This window comes from Haloterrigena alkaliphila (assembly GCF_017352155.2).
Classification (GTDB): domain Archaea; phylum Halobacteriota; class Halobacteria; order Halobacteriales; family Natrialbaceae; genus Haloterrigena; species Haloterrigena alkaliphila.
Genome location: NZ_CP071462.1, coordinates 1,090,094 through 1,105,808 on the forward strand (window position 1 = coordinate 1,090,094; position 15,715 = coordinate 1,105,808).

The following is a 15,715-nucleotide window of genomic DNA, read 5'->3' on the forward strand; positions in this document are numbered from 1 at the left end:
CTATCGTTTCTTCCCGTGAGAGACGTTGGCTACTCGGGTTCAGCGGTCGGCCCACCGCGTCACTCGAGGTAGCCGAGTTCGCGCAGTCGGTCGCGGGTCTCCTCGTCGGCCTCGGCCAGCGCGTCAGCCTGGTCGGCGTCCGTCTCGGTCGGATCGTCCCACGCGCCGCCAGCGGCCGCCTCGAAGCGAGCGAGCGCGCGTTCGGCCGCGGCGACGACGTCGTCGTCCGCCGGATCGAGCGCCGTCGACTCCGCGGGATCCTCGTCGAGCCGGTACCCCTCGTCTGGGATGCGATCCGCGCGGACGTACTTCGCGTCGGTGCTGCGGGCCGCGCGCAGCCGCGAGTAGGCCCGGTGGTCGTCGGGCAGGTCGATTCCGGCCTCGCTTGCCTTCTCCTCCAAGTGATGGAGTTCGATCACCGGCTGGGCGTACTCGACGAACGCGTAGTCGCCTTCGCCGTCGTCATCGGATTGCGTCCGATCGCTCGAGGGACTACGTTCCTCGCCGTCGTCCGACACCTCGCTACTCCCGAGCACCGCTCGCTGGCCGAGATCCGGCGTTTCGGCGCCCTCGAAGTCGCGGTACTCGCTCGAGAGCAGCGAGCGCGTCGGGTCGAGCGCGACCGCGTCGCCGTCCCCCGGCGTCTCGACTGCGGTCGCCGGGTCTGTCTCGAGCGCGTCCAGCACGGTGTGATAGCAGTCGAGCAACTCGACGAGGTCCTCGCGCCGATCGGCCTCGAGCGCGGGGTGTTTGACCAGCAGCGGGACGTTGATCAGCTGGTCGTAGAGGGCGAACTCGTGGCCGTAGAGGTCGTGTTCGCCGTGGAGTTCGCCGTGGTCGGCACAGACCACGACGGTCGTCTCCTCCCACTGGCCGGTCTCGCGCAGCCAGTCGAACAGGCGGCCGAGTTCGGCGTCCATGTGGGCGATCTCGGCGTCGTAGAGGCCGCGGATGGCCTCCCACTCCTCGTCGTCGATGTCGCGCGCGCCGGAGTTGTACTCCTTGGAGTTCTGGCAGACGTCGTCGGGGTTCACGCCGGGCGCGAACTCCTCGCGGTACGCCTCGGGCGGATAGTAGGGCAGGTGAGCGTCCATCAGGTTAATGAAGGCGAACCAGCCCTCGTCGCTGTCGCTGTCGTCGATGAACGACTTCGTCCGGTCGATCACCGAGGGCGTCTTCGAGTCCGCTCCCTCGCCGCTGGCGAGCTTGGAGTGGGCCATCGCGCCGAGGTGGACCAGCTTCGACGCCAGCTCGCGGAGGTAGTCGTTGTCGTTGACGGCCTGCCACGCGCTGGCCAGCGGCCCCGAGAGGACGTCGCCGGGGAGCACCTCGAAGAACGAGTCCTGCTCCTCGAAGCCGTCGGTGAGGCCGGTGTAGGGGGTGATCCAGGCGTTCGAGGAGTAACACGCCGTGTCGTAGCCGGCCGCCGAGAGGACCGACGCGAGGGTCGTCTCGTCGTCGAGGTACGGACTCCCCTGATCGGCCCCGTGCTGACTCGGATACCGGCCGGTGAACAGCGAGGCGTGAACCGGGAGCGTCCACGGCGCGGGCGCGACCGCCGACTCGAAGACGGTCGCCTCCTCGGCGAACCGGGAGAGTTCGGGCGTCGTCCCCCGATCGTAGCCGTACGGCTCGAGGCGGTCCTTTCGGACCGTATCCAGCACGACGAAGAGCACGTTCGACTGCTGCGTCTCGTCCATTAGGTGGAACAACTGAGTCCATCCCAATAAAACGAATCAACTGTCTCGCGCTATCAGACCAACTGTCTCGCACTATCGAACGGTCGGTCGATTGCCCGTGCGCCGTCGGGCGGGCGATCGTTACGCGTTCATCGGCGCCGGCCGCGAACCCGAGGGCTGGCGAGTAGGCCGGACGTAATCAGACGTTTCAAGTTCGCTGATGATCCACACCTGCTATGGACGAGCGAAACCGGCGGGCACTCCTCATCGGCGGCTTCGGCACGATCGCCGTCTTCGCCGTGCTGTTTTTCCTCGTCGGCGCGCGCGACATCGTCGACTCGCTGCTCTCGGCGACGCCCTCGCTGGTCGTCGCGACCTTCGCTCTCGCGCTGTGCTGGCTGGCCGCGTGGAGTCTCATGCTCCGGACCGTCCTCGGCTCCCTCGGCGTCCACGTACCGGCCGGAAAGGCGTTCTTCGTCTACGCCGGCGCCGTCTTCGCCAACAACGTCACCCCGTTCGGTCAGGCCGGCGGGGAACCGGTCGCGGCGCTGCTCATCTCGAAGGTCTCCGACGCGCGCTACGAGACCGGGCTGGCCGGCATCGCGAGCGTCGACGTGCTCAACGTCGTCCCCTCGATCTCGCTCATTCTCGCCGGGGTCGGCTACTACGCCACCACCGCCGCCGTCGGCGAGCGCCTCGAGACCGCCGTCGGCTCGGCCATCGCGCTGATCGCGGCGATCGTCCTCGCGATGGCGTTCGTCTGGCGGCATCGGCACGCGATCGTCGAGCGCCTTCCGGCCGTCATCGCCCCCCGGATCGGGCGGTTCGGGTTCATCGGATCCGATCCCGAGACGTTCGAGGCAAATCTGGCGGATCGGATGGGGCGGTTCTTCGAGAACATCGAGCGCGTCGCGACGGATCGGGGACGACTCTCCGCCGTGGTCGGCCTCTCGCTGGCCGGCTGGCTCCTTCAGGTGGCCGCGCTCACGGCCGCGTTCGCCGCAGTAGGCTACAGCGTTCCGCCGTACGTGCTGTTGTTCGTGATCCCGCTGGCGAACCTCGCCGGCGCGGCGCCCCTGCCCGGCGGCCTCGGCGGGATCGAGGCGGCGTTCGTCACGCTGCTCGTGCCGACGACCGGCATCCCGGCGTCGGCAGTCACGGCGGCCGTCCTCATCTTCCGCGGTGCGATCTACTGGATGCCCGTCCTGATCGGCGGCGTGTCGGTGTCGGCGTTCGGCGTGCAGACGCTCGAGTGACCGCGAATCCCGGATCGACCGAGCGATTGATCCCCGTCCGGCGCGGACGGTCGGACGACCACCCGCCATGTACCGCGAGGGTCACGTCGGATTCAACGCGCTGCTGTACGCCCCCTTCGTCCCCCTGGTGAGCCGGTACTGGTCGCTCGAGCTGGCGGTCCTTGGAGCGGTGCTGGCCGTCGGACTGGCCAACCTCCCCGATATCGATCAGCCGCTCCCGCGGATTCGCCACCGCGGCCCGACGCACACGCTCTGGTTCGCCGTCTTCGTCGGACTCGCGGCCGGCGTCGGGACGACGCTGGTCGTCCCCTCGACGCCCGTCGCCTTCCGGTTCGGATTCGTCGTCGGGACCGCCAGCGTTCTCACCCACCTCGCGGGCGACGTCGTCACCCCGATGGGGATCAGCCCGCTGGCCCCGCTCTCGCGGACCCACGTGACGCTCGACTGGTTCAAATCCAAGAACGGCCGGATCAACAAGAGCGTCCTGTTCGTCGGAACGGTCGTGTTACTCGGGTCGTTGCTCCTGACGATCGAGGGGAGAGCGGGGCTCGGCGTGCCGGCCCTCTAACCGGCCGAATCGACGTTTCGACGACGCGTCTCGCTCGAGGCGGCCGACACCGGATGTCAGGACCGGCTCGAGGACGCCACTCGCCGTCGAAGCGACCGCAGGGCGTCCGTTCGCCACGCGAGGATGGCGATCGACGCCGCCCAGAGCGCCCCCGTCATCGCCGGCCCGTGAACGGGAACGCCCGGACCGGCGGTCGCCGCGACGGGGAACAGCCAGTCGATTCCCAAGGGAGAGAGCGAGTCGATCGCGAGGTGGGAACCGATCGCCAACCCGACGGCGAGAGTGAGGTCTCGGTTCCGACGGATCGCGTAGGTTCCGACGACGACCGCAGCAGCGAACAGCGGCGTGTGGGTGAGTCCGCGGTGAACAAGCGGCCAGCCCCACGCCGCGGGGAACAGGAAGTCCGCGTCCGGCAGGAGTCCGAAGACGAGCCCGACCCGCGGGTCGGCGTCGGTGAACCCGCGGGCGAGGGCGTAGCCGACGACGGCGTGGGTGGCGAACGCGCCGGCGAGAAAGGCGACCCGTCCCAGCTCCATTAGCGGCTCCTTCGGACGACACCCACACGTAGTTTGTGATTCGGTCGCACACGGAGGCGTCGGATTTCGATCGCGGACAGCGACGCGACACGCCGGCAGCCACCGGAAACCAACAACGCTTACGTTCGGGACGGACTATCCGCGAGTGATGGAACCGCTTCAACTCGAGGGACTGCCGTCCTGGCTCGAGTCGCTGTTCGCGTCGGAGTTCGCGTTCGCGGTGTTGCTCGGGATCTGCATCCTCGAGGGCGCGATGATGTTGCGGTTCATGCCGAGCGAACTGGTCGTACCGGCCGCGCTGGCGCTGATGGGGTCCTCGATTCCGAAGGTCTCCGCGATCGTCGCCGTCGCTGTCATCGGGACGACGATCGGCCAGTTCTTCCTGTTCTGTCTCGTCCGGCGCGCCGGCCGGGAGTACGTCGTCCAGAAGCGGTGGTTTCCGCTCACCGAGTCGCGCCTCGAGCGCTTCGACGGCTGGTTCGACCGCTGGGGCGGGATCGCCGTCGCCGTGAGCAATACGATGCTGGTCGTCAGAGGGCTGCTCACCGTTCCCGCCGGGCTCTCGGAGATGGACGGTCGGACGTTCGTCGCCCTGTCGGCGATTGGGTCGCTGTCCTTCCAGTCGATCCTCGCCGCCCTCTACCTGTTCGGCGGCTACCTGCTGGCGCTGTGAGTCGCCCGACGGACGGCGTGGTCGTCTCATCTCGTCTCGGGCACGCCACGTCCGTAGAGCCGTACGGTCGGCCAAATCACCCCGTTAGTCGGTCAACATTCATGCCACACGTCGTTGCAGTCGGCTCATGGCGCCGGCTCCGCCGACCGAGACCGACGGGGAGAGAGTCCGGGATCGGTCCCCGGCGGGAGTCCCGATCGAACTGTATCCGATCGCGGTCGTCGCGGCCGCGCTTCGGCTCTTCCGGCTCGAGTCCGAGAGTTACTGGGTCGACGAAGTCGTCTCGGTGACCACCGCCACGTCGAACACGCCGATCGAACTCCTGATCAGCGTGCCGGGGAACGATCCCCACCCGCCGTTCTACTATCTCCTCCTGTCCGGCTGGACGGCCCTCTTCGGTACGAGCGAACTAGCCACGCGACTGCTGTCTGCCCTCGCCGGCATCGCCACCGTGGTCGTCCTCTACGGGATCGGGCGGCGACTCTTCGACAGGGAGGTCGGAGCGATCGCCGCGGTGCTCGTCGCCGTCTCGCCGTTCCACGTGTGGTACGCACAGGAGGTCCGAATGTACAACCCGCTCGCGCTGCTGACCGCGCTCTCTTTTTACTACTTCGTGCGGATACAGACGGACCGATCGACCGACGAGTCCGGGTTTCGAAACGAGATCGGGTACGTCGTCTCCACGGTCCTGCTCGGCTACACCCACGTCTTCGGGCTGTTCGCGATACTCGCCCAGAACGCCTACGTCTTCTCCCGACCGCTCGTCCGGATCGTCCCCCGGTCGCGACTGACGCTCCGCCGCTGGTTCGAACTCGAGGCGATCACCGCCCTGCTACTCGCGCCGTGGCTGGTGAAACTGGTTCGTCGAATGCTGGCGGCGCGCGCAGGTGAGACGACCAACGTCTCGTGGATCCCCCTGCCGACGGCCGAGACCGTCGGGGAGACGTTCGCGGCGTATCTCGGCGCCTACCTGTTCGAGGAGTCGTTCCCGATTCTCGTCTCGCTCGTCGTCGTGGGCTGTCTGGTGCTCGCGCTCTCGAGCGGCCGAAACGCGTGGGCGGGTGTCGACCGCGATACGGCGAGGGAGACTGAGCGCGGGACAGCGACGGAGGACGACCGCGAGAACCCACCGGTAAACGCCGTCTACCTGGTCGTCCTCTGGTTCGTCGTGCCGATACTCGTTCCGATCGTCCTCTCGCACGTCGTCACGCCCATCTTCGTGGATCGGTACTCGATCGGCGCGTCGCTGGCGTTTTTCCTCCTGATCGCGGTCGGGATCCGGACGCTCTCCCGGCCGTCGCTCCGGTACGTCGTCGTCGGGGTGCTCCTCGTGGGTCTCGTAGCGCCGCTCCCGACGTACTACCAGGACGACCAGAAGGAGCAGTGGCGTGGGGCCGCCGCCGACGTCGAGTCGACCGTCGACGGCGACGACGTCGTCCTCGTGAGCAGACCGTTCACGGAGCGGACGTTCGGTTTCTACTTCGACCGGCCGGACGTGCCCACGGTCCGGGTCCCGCCCGACGCGTCGGGCGACGAGATACGGGCGGCCGTCGACGGGCACGACGACGTCTGGATCGTCCTCTCGTACACCAGTTCGTCGACCAACCAGCGGATCGTCGACGCCGTGGAGAGCCGCGACGACTACCGCGGGCCCGTTGAAGTGAACCAATACAACGGCATCGCCGTGGTCCGACTCGAGCGGACGTCGGACGGCGGCTAGACTCGCCGGCGACGGCCCGCTCGTCGGTCACGCTCGCTCGAGTCCGAACGCGCCGCTCCTTAGCCGCGATCGGTTCGGCTCGGCCACCCGTCGCACTGCCGCCTGTCCAGTCGGTCGTCGGTCATCGCGACCCACCGCACCTCGTTCCAGCTCAGCCGGTAGTGGCAGGTCTCCGGTTTCGCCTGTTCCCAGTAGATCGTCTGCATCGACGGCACGTCCGCGTCGCTCGGCGAGATCGGCAGGGACTCCCCCTCCGGCTCGGCCCCCTCCTGCAGCGTCCGGAGCGTCGACTGCTGGGGCGACGACCCGAAGTGCCAGACCAGTCCCGAGAGAACGAGCGCGGCAAGGAGAACGACGACCGCGACGGCAGTCACCCAGTGTCGGGTCGTCCGGGACGCGTCGCCACTGAGACGATCCGTCGGTACCGACTGCCGCGTGGTGACGCGTTCGACGGCGACGGCGACGCCGAGCGCGACGAAGGCGAGCCAGAGGAGCGCGTCCGTCGAGCCGTCCAGGTCGACGAACACCACCTGCGCGGCGAGGAGCAGGCCGCCCGCCGGAATCCACCACCGCTCCCGGATATCGCGGACGGCGGCGCGCGCCCAGCCATAGAGCGCGACTGGGAGGAGCACCGCCCCGTAGCCGAACACCAGCAGTATCGTGTAGCCGCGCTCGGCCAGCGTGTACGACGATCCGGCGGTCAGCGTCGCGACGACCGTCTGGACGAACATGGGAACGAGCGCGCCCGCGGCTGCGAACGCGAGGACGACGACGCCGGTCACGACGCCGCCGCCCGCGACGGCCGAGAGCGCGCCCCGCCGCCCGGATCGCTGGAACGCCATCCCGACGATCAGCAGCGCGAAGACGCCCCCCGATTGCCACGAGCCGGCGCTCAGCGCCGCGATAGCCCCCGCGAGGAACGGCCGATCGCGGAGAACCAGCGCGAGCGCGAGGACGCCGAAGAACAGCGCGTAGAACTGCGCCCGGACGCCCTCCGGCGAGAGGAGGAAGAGCTCAGGCACGACGAGCATCGTCAGGCCGGCGGCGACCGCTGCGGCGTCCGTTTCAGTCACGAGGTACGCCACCCACCCGACGAGCAGGACGCTCGCGGCCGCGACGAGCACCGTGAGCGTCGTTCCGAGCGCGTGCAAAACGAGCATGTCCCCGCCGGAGAGGGCGGCGAGCACGGCCGTGATTCCGAACGGAACCGGCGGGTTCACGTCCCAGACGTCGACGTACGGAACGCCGCCCTCGAGGACGTACCAGCCCGTGTGCTGGAAGAACGCCGGGTCAGTCGCGAGCGCCGGCCAGGCGACGAGCAGGTGTCTGCCGAGGCCGGCGGCGAAGAGGACGGCGACGATCGGCCCGAGGACGACGAGCCAGTCGATGCGACCCCGGATACGTGACCGTGAGACCATCTCAGATCCGCTGCGATACCTTCTTCGCGATGGCGAGGGCGCCCTGGTCCCACGCGACGCGGTGGTCGAGACCGGTCTCGTCGGTCGACTCGTCGGCGTCGTAGTTCTCGAGGTACCACTCGTACGTCTCCACGAGCGCCTCCCGATTGGAGTACTCGGGCTCCCAGCCGAGGGATTTCAGTTTCTCGACGGAGACGTAGGAGTCCTCGGAGGCCGTCTCGTAGACCCACGGATACAGCGGCGAGAGGTTCAGCCTGTCGAGAACGCGGAGGACCGCGACCGTGAGGAAGGCGGGCGTTCCGATGGTGCGTTTCCCCGTCCCCGCGTAGTCGATGGGAGCCTGGAAGTCCGCCTTCATCGTGCCGTACTCGTCGGCGCCGACGTTGAACGTGTCGTCGACCGCCTCCTCGTCGCCGGTGAGCACCAGTTCGATGGCGGTGACGAGGTCGTGAACGTGCAGCAGTTGATAGCGGTTGTTCCCCCAGCCGACGAGCGGGACGTTCGCGCCGTCCTCGATCCAGTCGAACAGCACTTGAAACACGCCGAGTCGCTGCGGACCGATGAACGTCTTCGGGCGGAGGATGGGGACGCACATCCCCATCCGGCGGAAGTCCCGACAGACCTTCTCGGCCTCGATCTTGGCCTCGCCGTAGGGACCGACCCCGTCGAGGGGCGATTCCTCGGTGATGGGGTGAGTCTCGTGGGTCCCGTAGACCGCGGTCGAGGAGATGTAACAGACCCGGTCGACGTCGCGTTCCTTCGCCGCCCAGAGCACGTTTCGCGTGCCGTCGATGGTCGTCTCGCGGATGCGATCGGCGTCCCACAGCGGGAGCGCGGCCGCAGTGTGCACCACCGCGGTGGCGTCGCTCTCCTCGAGCGCGTCGGCCACCGACTCCTCGCTCCGAACGTCTCCTTCGACGAAGTCGATACCGTCCGTGTCGTCTTCCGGCTCGAAGGGTTTGAGATCCAACGCGGTGACGTCCCATCCCTGATCGCGGAAGTACTGACACGTGTGCAGACCGAGGAATCCGGTGCCTCCGGTGACGAGCAGCGTTCCGTTCGAATCGTCGCCGGCGCGCTCACTATCGCTCATCGTGATATCAAGCGAGACGTCCACACCGCGCTTCAATAGTGTGTCGGCGTTTCGCGGCCCGTAATCGGCTGATCGCCCTCGGTGAACGGGGAAGTACGGGACAGTGACGCGTTGTACCGAGCGGCACGTCCTCGGCGAGTGATCGCGCCGGCGGACCCGAGGCGATCGATGGGATGGTTCGCTGAAACCGAGCCGTTCGGTCGCTACGGTGGCGGTAATCCGCCTTCTAACGATGCGTTGTGATACTCGCTCGCTCACGACCGACTGTTGCGCGATCGGATGGCTCCCGTTACCAATCCACAGTGAGCGCTTGTATTCCGATCTCGATGAGGGCGATCGCGCACTCAGTCGCCCAGCACCGGTTAGCGTCCCCGTAGCTCCCCTGAACCGGCTACAAGCAAGCCGGATCTTTTTGTCGGCCTGTGTGGGAAGGTGGACAGACAGATGGCCCGCGCCTACGCCGATCGGAGCCGGTTCGTGGGGACCGTCTCGGGTCTGGTGAAGGAGATGCGCCCCTGGCAGTGGTACAAGCAGGGCATCCTGCTGCTGGGGCTCGTCTTCTCCAGGAGCCTGTTCGATCCGGTCGCCGTCACGAACGTCGCCGTCGGGATCGTCGCCTTCTGTGCCGTCGCGGGCGCGACGTACATCGGCAACGACATCGCCGATCTCGAGGAGGACCGCAACCATCCGCGGAAGAAACACCGGCCCATCGCCAGCGGCCAGGTCCCGGTCTCCGTGGCAGTCGCGTTCGCCGTCCTGCTCTTCGTCGGCGGGCTCGGCCTCTCCTGGTTCCTCGGTCCGCTGTTCCTCCTCGTCGTCTGTACGTACCTCGCCCAGAACGCGCTCTACTCCGCGTTGCTGAAGGATATCGTCATCGTCGACGTGATGGTCATCGCCATCGGGTTCGTCCTGCGGGCCGTCGCCGGCGTCGTCGCCATCGACGTCTACCTGAGTCCCTGGCTCGTCGTCTGTACGTTCCTCGGGGCGCTGATGCTCGCGCTCGGCAAGCGCCGCCACGAGATGACCGTCAGCGACGATCCGGCCGCGTCGCGCGCGACCCTCGCGGAGTACACCGAGGAGACGCTCGACCAGTTGCTCGTCGTCGTCCTCGCGGCGTTGCTCGTCTCCTACTCGCTCTACACGTTCTTCCGCGGCGGACTGTGGATGATGTCCACGCTCCCGTTCGCGTTCTTCGCGGCCTTCCGCTACCACTTCCTGGCCCACACGCGGAACCTGGGCGGCGACCCGAAGTTCCTCTTCGGCGACCCCCCGTTCTTCGTCAACCTCGTCCTTTGGGGACTCCTCGTCGTCGCCGTCCTTTACGGGGTTCCGGCCCGTCTCGTCGAGGTGATCGCGTGACCGTCTCACCCCACACCGCACCGAGATGACCGTCTCACCGCGCTCCGCACCGAGCCAACCATGACACGACGATACGATCTCCAGATCCACACGAACGCCTCGCCCTGCTCGAGTACGCCCCCCGAACGCGTGGCCGAAGCGGCGGCCGACGCCGGACTCGACGGCGTCGCCGTCACCGACCACGACACGCTCGCCAACGTCGACGCCGTTCGGGACGCCGCGCCGGACGGTCTCGCAGTGATTCCCGGGGTCGAGGTGACGACGACCGAGGGACACCTCCTGGCCCTCGACGTGGCGGAGCCACCGCCCAAAACGGATCCGCTGACGGTGATCGACCGCGTCCACGAGCAAGGCGGCGTCGCCATCCTCTCACACCCCTTCGACACGCTGCGGCAGTTCTACGAGACGGACCTCGAGGCCCTCGCCGAGGCCGTCGACGGGGTCGAAGCGGTGAACTCCCGCTGCGTCCGCCGCCGGTTCAACGACCGCGCGGCGTCGTTCGCGGCCGCCCGCGACCTGCCGGCGACCGGCGGGAGCGACGCCCACTTCCCGATGGAGGTCGGCCGCGCCTACACGATCGTCGAGGGCGACGGGTCGCTCGCGGACGCCGTCCGCGAGGGACGCGTGCGGCCGGGCGGTCGCGGACGCTACCTCTCGGGGCACGTCGCGACGAAACTCCACCAGTTCCGCACCGCCTCCGGTCGCGCCGTCGGGACCCTCACGTCGGGGCGGTTTCCGTGACGGCGAGCGGCGAGGCCGGCGGAGTCGGGGGGACGGTCGTCGATCGGTGCCGGCGGGTCGTCCGCGACCACGGCGTCTGGCTGACGGCGCTGCTCTCGGTCGCCGTCTTCCTCGGCCTCGCCGCCTACGCCGACGTCGGCGACGTGACGAGCGCCCTCGCCACGCTGCGCTGGCGGACGTTCGGGGCCGTCATCGGCCTGACGACCGTCGGCTACGGCTTCCGCTTCGCCAAGTGGCACTACTACCTCCGGCGTCTCGAAGCGGACGTTCCGCTCGACGCGAGCGCGATCACCTTCTTCAGCGGGCTGATGATGGTCGTCACGCCGGGGAAAGCCGGCGAGGTCTGGAAGGCGTGGTTCCTCCGGGACAAGCGCGGCGTGCCGGCCAGCGAGACCACCTCCGTCGTCGGCGCCGAGCGAATCACGGACCTCGTCGCGCTGGGCGCGATGGCCGCGCTCGGCCTGCTGGTCTACAGCCGGTCGTCGCTTCCCATCGTCGCCGTCCTCGGCGCCATCGCGGTCGGCATCGGGCTGCTCCAGTGGCGGCGGGCCTGTCTGGCGATCCTCGGACGACTCGAGTCGCTCCCGGTCCTCGGCGAGTACGCGACCGAACTGGAGCGGTTCTACGAGAGCGCGTACCGGCTGTTCCAGCTCCGACCGCTGGTCGTCGCGACGCTGCTCAGCCTCGCGGCGTGGGGGTTAGAGGGTATCGCGCTCTGGCTGGTCCTCGAGGGGTTCGGCGTCGAAGCCACCGTCGTCATCGGCCTGTTCGTCTTCGGTCTCGGGTCGGTCGTCGGCGCGGTGTCGATGCTGCCCGGCGGCCTCGCCGCCGCGGAGGCGTCGATGGTCGGCGTGCTGCTCACGTTCGGTTACCCCGAAGCCATCGCGGCGGCCGCGACGGTCGTGATCCGCGTGGGGACGCTCTGGTACGCCGCGGCGCTCGGGACGGCGGTGTTCCTCGCGTACAAGGCGACCCGCTGAACGGGCCGCGTGCGAAGCGACTCGGACGCTCGGTCGGGAGACCGGTGGGCGCGTAGCCGAGACGCGCCGCAGTTCCCCATTGATTCGACGCAGTGCCGGACGAACGTTTTTCCACGGCATTGTGGACGTGCGACCATGCGCCTCGTGGAGATCCTGATCCCGAAAGAGAAGCGGCAAATCGTCGAAGAGACGCTCGAGGAGGAAGGGCTCGATTACACGCTCATTACGGAGGAGAGTCGCGAGGAGCCCTCGGTCGTCATCACGTTCCCGCTGCCGGCACCCGCCGTCGAGTCCGTCCTCGACGACCTCCGGAACGCGGGACTCGAAGAGAACTCCTACACCGTGGTCGTCGAGGCCGAAACCGTCGTCTCCGAACAGTACGACGAACTCGAGCAGCGATACGCGCAGAACACCGCGCGGATCTCCCGCGAGGAGATGCGGGCTCGGGCGAAGGATCTCACGCCTCGATTCAGCACGTACGTCGTCATGATGGTGTTGAGCATGTTCGTCGCGACCGCCGGTCTGTTACTCGATTCGCCGGCGGTCGTCGTCGGGTCGATGGTGATCGCGCCCCTGATCGGACCCGCGCTCGGCGCGAGCGTCGGGACGGTGATCGACGACGACGCGCTGTTTCGCCGCGCGATCAAGCAGCAGGCGGTCGGGCTCGCCGTCGGTGTCGTCACCGCGTCGGCCTTCGCGTTCGTCGTCCGGACGACGGCGCTCGTTCCGCCGACGATCGATCTCTTCGCGATTTCGGAGATCGAGGGCCGGTTGACCCCGGACTTGCTCTCGCTGGTCATCGCGATCGGTGCCGGCGTGGCGGGCGCGTGGACGCTGACAGCGGGCACGGCGACCGCTCTCGTCGGCGTCATGATGGCCGTCGCCGTCGTTCCGCCACTGGGCGTCGTCGGCATCGGCATCGCGTGGGGTCTTCCGGGGGTCGCCATCGCCGCGAGCGTCCTCGTGCTCGTGAACATGGTTACGATCAACATCACCAGCCTCGGCGTCCTCTGGTACAAGGGGTATCGGCCGGACAACTGGTTCCAACAGGACGAGGCCCGCGTCGCGACGGAAAAACGCGCCGTCGCCCTCGCCGTCACGATCGTCGTCCTCTCGGCGTTTCTCGGGGTCGTGACCTACGACACCTACCGAACCGGGATGTACGAGGAGGAGGTAAACGGGGACGTGACCGACATCGTCGAGTCGCCCCAGCACGACGAGCTCTCGCTCATCGACGTCACGGTCGAGTACGACGATCCGGTCCCGATCCGCCAGCCGGAACGAGTCATCGTTCGCGTCTCGCATCCGGTCGGCACCGACCCGCCGCGAATCGGCGACGAGATTCGATCCCGCGAGAGCGTCCGCGCCGAGTCCGCGATTCGGTTGCCCTCCGGCCCGCTCGTCGAGTCCCAGCGCGCCGAGGTGGTCGTCTACTACGTCGAACGGGGATGATCGCTGCGACACCGCTCAGCGAACGGTATCCTCGAGCGATCGAGACCGTCGGACGGGCGGACGGTCAGACGATCGAACGAACGGAGATCCGACGGCGCTATCGGACGGTATCAGTCGCCCTGCCGGTAGAACGGCAGTCGGAACCGGACGCCGGCGTCGCGAAGTTGCCAGGTGATCTCGAGGCCGAGCCACGCCAGGCCGGCCAGGAGCGCGATACCGATGGCGGCGAACTCGTTCGCCCCCATCCAGATCGGCGTCGCGAACAGGAGGCCGTTGTGGACCCGGTGCGGGAGGATGTTCTCGAGGACGTCGCCGGCCCAGCCGAGCGGGTCGAAGCCGAAGAGGCCGTCGTCACCGCCCCCGCCTCCGCCGCCGCTATCGTCGTCCGTCCGGGACTCGAGGCCGAGTGCCTGGGCGCTCTGGCCGCCCTCGCTCTCGGCGCCGGTCTCGAGGCGTTCGGCCTCGTAGGGCAGCGTCGAGCCGACTTCCCAGACGATCTCGCCGGACTCGTCGACCTCGATCACGCGGTTGCCGTGGGAGTCGGCGATGAGCGTGTGCCCGTTGGGGAGGCGATCGACGTCGCGGGGCCACTGGATCACGTCGTCCTGCCACTCCCAGGTGCGCGTCCACTCGCCGTCCTCGCGCTGGAACTCCTGGACGCGGCCGTTCTCGGAGTCGGCGACGACGACGGCCGGCCCGCCCTGCGATTCGGGGATGTAGTCGGGGTTGTGCTGTTCGTACTGGACGTCGTACTCGTTCTCGCTCCCGAGCGTCCAGTCCTCGACCAGCCCCTCCTCTCGATCGAGGAAGACGACCTGATCCTGGTTGCGGAGACTGGCCATGATCCGTCCGTCGTTCGGATCGCCCTCCTCGTCGATGTACTCGACGTCGTTGATGTGGGCCCAATCCTCGGGGTACGGCCCGGCTTCCTCGACGGGGAAGTCGCTCTGGGCGTCCCAGAGCCAGTCGACGACCTCCGTCTCGGTGTTCACGACGAACACCTGGTCGGCGACGATGTCGGCGACGACGACGTGCGTCTCGTTGATGCGGTCCGCGTCGTGCCACTCGCCGGCGGTCTCCTTGTAGTCGTAGCGCTCGTAGACGACCTCGGGTTCGGGATTCTCCGCCTCGAGGTCGACGCGTTCGATCACGTTGAGCGCACACGGCGGGTCGGTACACGTCGGCCCCTCTGAGTGGATCGTGTCCGTCGCCGTGTACTCGATGGTCATCGGATCGCCCTCGACGGGATCGGCGTCGAAGTACTTCGTGCGGCTGTTATCGTAGTATCGCACCTCGCCGTCGGGCGAGTAGACGGTGATCGTCCCGGCACGCCCCGACTCGGTGACGACCGTGTGGTTCTCCGTCGCCGGCGCCTCGGGGACCTCCTCCTGGGACGCGGTCGAGAGCTCGTTGCCCATCGACGCGCTGACCACGGCGGCGGCCGAGAGGAGGATGATCACGAGAAAGACGATTCGGAGGCTATTCCGCGAGAGTGCCGATCGAAACCGGGACAGCCCCGATCGAGCGCCCGCGAGCGCGTCGGACGAACGCTCACTCACGATCGATCACCCTCGAGTGCCAACACGGCAACTGGGAACCCATTACCTGTGCTTTCCCAAGCGACGTATTAGTTTTTTGTGACCTGTTTCGACGACCACCGATCAGGGTCCCCGACCGATCGACTCCGCCGACCAAAAAGCGTATGCAATGGCTCTGGTATGTCTCGGCAACCGTGACCGAAACGAAAACGACGCACTCGAGGACGGATCGCGACGCCGCCACGACGGTGGGCGACGATCGCCCGGTCCTCGAGTCCCGACGGCGGCGGTTGACCGCGTACCTCCGGCACAACGGGGAACGGATCTGTCGCGACGCGGCCGTGTTGACGACCTGGGCGCTGCTGATGACGATCTGGGTGCAGGGGTACGGACTCCCGCGCTGGCTGTGTTACGTCGTCACCTTCGTGGGCGTGGTCGGCTACACGCACGTGACGTCGCCCTGGTCGCGGCCGTACGTGAGTCCCGAGGAGCGCTAACACGGACCGTAACGGACGTCTCACACGAACCCCGACCCCGTCTCCCGCGTTTCTCGCCGACCGCGAGGACGACCATCCACGCGTCTTCCACGAGCCACTATATTTCTCCCTCGAGGCGCTGGCGCGGACGGACAACAGCGACAGGAATCCGAGCAAGGAACCGAGCGATAGGGATCGCAGCGAGGAACGAGTTACAGGAATTCGA

14 protein-coding genes are annotated in these 15,715 nt (G+C 67.9%); 9 read left to right on the forward strand and 5 right to left on the reverse strand.

The features are described from left to right. Window positions 1–59: 59 nt before the first annotated feature. Window positions 60–1,700: a sulfatase gene (locus tag J0X25_RS24170; protein ID WP_207290110.1), complete on the reverse strand. Its 1,641-nt coding sequence runs from the start codon at window positions 1,698–1,700 to the stop codon at window positions 60–62. A gap of 215 nt (window positions 1,701–1,915) precedes the next feature. Between J0X25_RS24170 and J0X25_RS24175 the strand changes: the two genes are divergently transcribed. Both J0X25_RS24175 and J0X25_RS24180 read left to right on the forward strand, forming a co-directional pair. After that, the gene (locus tag J0X25_RS24175) at window positions 1,916–2,935 is read left to right on the forward strand and encodes a lysylphosphatidylglycerol synthase transmembrane domain-containing protein (protein WP_207290111.1); all 1,020 of its coding nucleotides are present in this window, start codon (window positions 1,916–1,918) and stop codon (window positions 2,933–2,935) included. Window positions 2,936–3,002: 67 nt separating this feature from the next. Beyond that, on the forward strand, window positions 3,003–3,503 hold the full coding sequence (locus J0X25_RS24180; RefSeq protein ID WP_207290112.1) for a metal-dependent hydrolase: 501 nt from the start codon (window positions 3,003–3,005) through the stop codon (window positions 3,501–3,503). Window positions 3,504–3,559: 56 nt separating this feature from the next. On the opposite strand, the gene J0X25_RS24185 is transcribed toward J0X25_RS24180, so the two are convergent. Then, window positions 3,560–4,039, reverse strand: coding sequence for a metal-dependent hydrolase (locus J0X25_RS24185; RefSeq protein WP_207290113.1), 480 nt, complete (start codon window positions 4,037–4,039; stop codon window positions 3,560–3,562). 148 nt (window positions 4,040–4,187) lie between these two features. Between J0X25_RS24185 and J0X25_RS24190 the strand changes: the two genes are divergently transcribed. Together J0X25_RS24190 and J0X25_RS24195 are read left to right on the forward strand one after the other, a co-directional pair. Further along, complete coding sequence (locus tag J0X25_RS24190; RefSeq protein ID WP_207290114.1) at window positions 4,188–4,712, forward strand: DedA family protein; 525 nt, start codon at window positions 4,188–4,190, stop codon at window positions 4,710–4,712. 127 nt (window positions 4,713–4,839) lie between these two features. After that, complete coding sequence (locus tag J0X25_RS24195) at window positions 4,840–6,432, forward strand: glycosyltransferase family 39 protein (protein WP_207290115.1); 1,593 nt, start codon at window positions 4,840–4,842, stop codon at window positions 6,430–6,432. A 59-nt stretch (window positions 6,433–6,491) separates the two neighbouring features. Here J0X25_RS24195 and J0X25_RS24200 read toward each other — a convergent pair whose 3' ends face one another. Then, the gene (locus tag J0X25_RS24200; RefSeq protein WP_207290116.1) at window positions 6,492–7,850 is read right to left on the reverse strand and encodes a DolP-mannose mannosyltransferase; all 1,359 of its coding nucleotides are present in this window, start codon (window positions 7,848–7,850) and stop codon (window positions 6,492–6,494) included. Between the two features lies 1 nt (window position 7,851). After that, window positions 7,852–8,943 carry an NAD-dependent epimerase/dehydratase family protein gene (locus J0X25_RS24205; RefSeq protein ID WP_207290117.1) on the reverse strand — a complete coding sequence of 364 codons (1,092 nt, stop codon included), beginning with the start codon at window positions 8,941–8,943 and terminating at the stop codon, window positions 7,852–7,854. Between the two features lie 444 nt (window positions 8,944–9,387). Here J0X25_RS24205 and J0X25_RS24210 point away from each other — a divergent pair, with 444 nt between their 5' ends. The 4 genes from J0X25_RS24210 to J0X25_RS24225 all read left to right on the forward strand — a co-directional run bounded on the left by J0X25_RS24210 (window position 9,388) and on the right by J0X25_RS24225 (window position 13,475). Next, window positions 9,388–10,302: a decaprenyl-phosphate phosphoribosyltransferase gene (locus tag J0X25_RS24210; protein ID WP_207290118.1), complete on the forward strand. Its 915-nt coding sequence runs from the start codon at window positions 9,388–9,390 to the stop codon at window positions 10,300–10,302. A gap of 60 nt (window positions 10,303–10,362) precedes the next feature. Continuing rightward, window positions 10,363–11,043, forward strand: a complete 681-nt coding sequence (locus tag J0X25_RS24215) for a PHP domain-containing protein (protein ID WP_207290119.1) — start codon at window positions 10,363–10,365, stop codon at window positions 11,041–11,043. Beyond that, the gene (locus J0X25_RS24220; protein WP_207290120.1) at window positions 11,040–12,023 is read left to right on the forward strand and encodes a lysylphosphatidylglycerol synthase transmembrane domain-containing protein; all 984 of its coding nucleotides are present in this window, start codon (window positions 11,040–11,042) and stop codon (window positions 12,021–12,023) included. Before J0X25_RS24215 ends, J0X25_RS24220 begins: the two co-directional genes overlap by 4 nt. Window positions 12,024–12,158: 135 nt before the next feature. Next, a complete protein-coding gene (locus J0X25_RS24225; protein WP_207290121.1) occupies window positions 12,159–13,475 on the forward strand; it encodes a TIGR00341 family protein in 1,317 nt (438 codons plus the stop codon). Between the two features lie 110 nt (window positions 13,476–13,585). Here the strand turns inward: J0X25_RS24225 and J0X25_RS24230 are convergent, their stop codons facing one another. Further along, complete coding sequence (locus J0X25_RS24230) at window positions 13,586–15,034, reverse strand: aryl-sulfate sulfotransferase (protein WP_207290122.1); 1,449 nt, start codon at window positions 15,032–15,034, stop codon at window positions 13,586–13,588. 173 nt (window positions 15,035–15,207) lie between these two features. On the opposite strand from J0X25_RS24230, the gene J0X25_RS24235 reads away from it, so the two are divergent. Continuing rightward, complete coding sequence (locus J0X25_RS24235) at window positions 15,208–15,510, forward strand: DUF8119 family protein (RefSeq protein WP_225896731.1); 303 nt, start codon at window positions 15,208–15,210, stop codon at window positions 15,508–15,510. Window positions 15,511–15,715: the final 205 nt, after the last annotated feature.